Consider the following 388-nt stretch of genomic DNA (forward strand, 5'->3'; position numbering starts at 1 on the left):
ATAACAGCTGCAGATAATCAAGCCCCAGTTCTGCTTGCCCTCCAAAAATGTGTTTCATAAACCGAAGTGAAAAATCGATAGTTCCTTCCTTAGGACTATAAGGCAATGGAGAATAGGTATTGTAAAATCCATGGCATTCCTGTTGAAAGTTTTTATGACCTGGAATACAAGTAAAGCCGTCATATCTTTTAATGGTTCCAATAAAAGCTTTTCCGTGATCATTACGTAGAGTCTCAATATTCCATGGAACCAGGATCTCATTAAAATTACCGGAGATGGTGGGCAGTTGCACTATTTTATAGTAACAAGTACCTACCCGGATATAGCATGCCTTTTTCATCATATTATACATTAGGATTAGTATTAGCCAAGAGGCTACTTCCGGTTT

General features: G+C 37.9%; 1 pseudogene. It reads right to left on the bottom strand.

What is annotated here, in order from left to right:
* Positions 1-343 (bottom strand): annotated as a pseudogene (locus HC175_RS20115) (primase-helicase family protein); the annotation flags it as partial.
* Positions 344-388 lie beyond the last annotated feature (45 nt).

It is taken from the genome of Salinimicrobium oceani, assembly GCF_012037645.1.